Here is a 3,530-nt window from a genome sequence, read left to right as displayed (position 1 = left end):
GGGTACGCATCCCTTCGATGACATCACCTTCGCAATCGGCGAAAGTGGCGTTTGTGAGCACAGCAGCAATACTGTCGAACTCGTCGCCAGACTTCGCCCGGCTTATAGCGCAGTCTTCCACCACATCCTCATCAGCATAAAGCGTGAAGTACTCTTCACGGTAGCGTTCGAAGGCATCTAACTCGGACCACACCACACCCACCCCCTTTGAAAAGCATTAACTGTTGCTAAACACTAACACAACACCAGTTGCGGGGAAGGGGGAAACGACCACGCTACGCCGCAGGCCTGGGTATTCACATCCGTCACATGAGTCTCGCTGCAAACAACGCGGTTTGTTACGGATGTGACGAAGGCGACCTGGGGTTTTGTAAATGAGGGCCCCTCGTTTACACAACCCTGACTCGGCCCAGGGCACTTCAATTCGCACTGCCTGACTAACTGCCTGACTTATTTCCAAACCGTGAGTCAAATCCGGAAGAAGCGACCGACTGCCAGCGTAAAAACCCGCCGCGGCCGTGAGGGGCCGGGCGGGCTTAGCAACGGCAGTCACGAGGTTTACTCAGCCGCGTTCTCCGGGCCGGTCTCCTCACCCTCCTGGTCGGGCTTGGCGGCCGTCGGATCATCAATCTTGAAGTCCTTCGCAGCCTGCGCCGCAACGGACATATCGATCTTGTCCTCCTTCGCCAGCCCCATCAGGGCTGCGACAACCATGGACTCAGCGTCAATATTGAAGAAGCGACGTGCAGCTTCACGCGTATCGGAGAAGCCGAAGCCGTCCGCACCCAGCACAATGTACTGACCCGGCACGTACGGGCGGATCTGCTCCTGCAGATCCGTAGCAAAGTCGCTCGTAGCAATGTACGGGCCCTCAGTCTGCTTGAGCTTCTCGGTGACAAACGGCGTGCCAACGTCCTCACCCGGGTGTAGCAGCTGCTCCTTGGCCAGACGTGCACCGTCGCGAGCACACTCAACCCACGAGGTCACCGAGTAAACCGCGGCACCGACGTTGAACTTGTCCTGCAGGATCTCCTGCGCCTTCAGCGCCGCCTGCATGCCAATACCGGACGCTAGCAGGGAGACGCGGTGCTCCTTGGAGGTATCGCCGGCGTCGTAAAGATAGATGCCCTTGTGCAGACCCTCAACATCCAGGTCCTCCGGACGAGCCGGCTGGTGAGTCGGCTGGTTGTACACGGTGATGTAGTACATGACATCCTCACCCGGGTTGGAGCCATACATGCGCTCAATACCCTTGGAGATGATGTACGGCATCTCAAACGCAAACGCCGGATCATAGACAACCATCGACGGGTTCGTGGACGCCAGAATCGGGGAGTGGCCATCCATGTGCTGCAGACCCTCACCAAACAGCGTGGTGCGGCCAGCGGTTGCACCGATGACGAAACCACGACCCATCTGATCACCAGCAGCCCAGAAGTTATCGCCCGTGCGCTGGAAACCAAACATGGAGTAGAAGATGTACATCGGGATCATCGGCTCACCATGAGTGGCGTACGACGTACCCGCCGCGATAAACGAAGCCGACGAGCCGTCCTCATTAATGCCCTCATGCAGAATCTGGCCATCCGTTGCCTCACGGTAGGACAGCTGCAGATCATGATCCACCGGCACATAGTTCTGGCCGTTCGGGTTGTAGATCTTCTGCGTTGGGAACCAGGAGTCCAAACCGAAGGTGCGTGCCTCATCCGGGATGATCGGCACCACGCGGCGACCAATCTCCTTGTCACGCATCAACGCCTTAAACGTACGCACCAACGCCATGGTGGACGCAACCTGCTGCGAGCCCGAATCCTTGAACATGGCCTTAAAGGACTTCTCAAAGTCCGGCAGCTCAAGCGGGGTGAACTTGTTACGACGCTCCGGCAAGTACCCACCAAGCTCCTTGCGGCGCTCCTGCAGGTACTTAATCTCATCCGCATCCTGACCCGGGTGGTAGTACGGCGGCAGGTACGGATCCTTCTCCAGCTCCTCATCAGAGATCGGAATGCCCTGCTTATCGCGGAACAGCTTCAGATCATCCAAGGTGAGCTTCTTCATCTGGTGCGTAGCGTTACGGCCCTCAAAGTTGTGGCCCAAGCCGTAACCCTTCACCGTGTGCGCAAGAATCACCGTCGGCTTGCCCTTGGTCTCTAGCGCCTTCTTGTAGGCAGCGTAGACCTTGCGGTAATCGTGGCCACCGCGGCGCAGTGCCCAGATCTCCTCATCGCTCAGATCCTCAACCAGCTTCAGCGTGCGCGGGTCACGGCCAAAGAAGTGCTCACGCACATACGCGCCGTCATTAGCCTTAAACGTTTGGTAATCACCATCCGGCGTGGTGTTCATGATGTGAACAAGGGCACCCTCAGTGTCCTTCTCCAAAAGCTCATCCCACTCACGGCCCCACACAACCTTGATCACGTTCCAGCCAGCACCCACAAAGAAGCTCTCCAGCTCCTGGATGATCTGGCCGTTGCCACGCACCGGTCCATCAAGACGCTGCAGGTTGCAGTTGATCACAAAGGTCAAGTTGTCCAAGCCATACAGCGACGCCATCTGGAGGAGGCCGCGGGATTCGGGCTCGTCCATCTCACCGTCGCCAAGAAAAGCCCACACATGCTGCTTGTCCGTGTCCTTGATGCCACGATCCTGCAGGTACTTGTTAAAACGAGCCTGGTAGATCGCATTCATCGGGCCAAGACCCATGGATACCGTCGGGAACTCCCAGAAATTCGGCATGCCATGTGGGTGCGGGTACGACGGCAAACCGCCCTGCTCACGCGAATGCTCCTGACGGAAACCGTCCAGATCATCCTCCGAAAGACGCCCCTCCATAAACGCACGGGCATACACACCCGGCGACGCGTGACCCTGGAAGAAAATGTGGTCACCGCCCTGCTCCGCATCCTTGCCACGGAAGAAGTGGTTGAAACCAACCTCATACAACGCAGCCGCAGATGCGTAACTGGAAATGTGGCCACCCACCTGAATCCCCGGACGCTGTGCACGGTGCACCATCACCGCAGCATTCCAACGAATCCAACGACGGTAACGCTTCTCAATCTCCTCATCACCTGGGAACTCCGGCTCCAACTTCGTCGGAATCGTGTTCACCAAGTCCGTCGAGGACAACGCCGGCAACGGCACACGCTTCGCGTTCGCGCGCTCAATCAAGCGCAGCATGAGGTAACGGGCGCGCTCCGGGTCAGAAGCCTCCAGAAGACCATCGAGGGAATCCATCCACTCCTGAGTCTCCTCCGGATCGGAATCATGGAGGTAGGACGCAACACCGTCCCGAAGCAGGGGGATATTAGTGTCATGCTGGTTGCCGTAAACGTCAGTGTTTTCCACCTTCTCGGCATTTGCAGCGTGATCAGCGTTCTCAGCCACGTGCTCTCCTCTTCGTGTTGTAGGTAACGTACTTTGGCCAATCCTAGAGTGTTTTGCCGCAGCCCGAGTACGTGTGGGGTGACGGCGTTGGGGATTCCTGGGCGTTACGGGGGCTCGGCGGGGGCGGTGCGGGGGCGGTGCGG

The 3,530-nt window shown here is 58.1% G+C and carries 2 protein-coding genes; both read right to left on the bottom strand.

Annotation, left to right across the window (positions count from 1 at the left end; translation table 11 throughout):
* The coding region (locus HMPREF3101_RS00215) for a hypothetical protein (RefSeq protein WP_141737293.1) at nt 1-196 on the bottom strand (196 nt) is incomplete at its 3' end.
* Nucleotides 197-558: 362 nt separating this feature from the next.
* On the bottom strand, nt 559-3,348 hold the full coding sequence (gene aceE, locus HMPREF3101_RS00210; RefSeq protein ID WP_070461855.1) for a pyruvate dehydrogenase (acetyl-transferring), homodimeric type: 2,790 nt from the start codon (nt 3,346-3,348) through the stop codon (nt 559-561).
* Nucleotides 3,349-3,530: the final 182 nt, after the last annotated feature.

Origin of the sequence: Corynebacterium sp. HMSC29G08, from assembly GCF_001806875.1 — a bacterium.
Taxonomy (GTDB): Bacteria; Actinomycetota; Actinomycetes; order Mycobacteriales; family Mycobacteriaceae; genus Corynebacterium.
The sequence above is the reverse complement of the archived record's forward strand: the minus strand, read 5'-3'. Positions and strand labels throughout refer to the sequence as shown.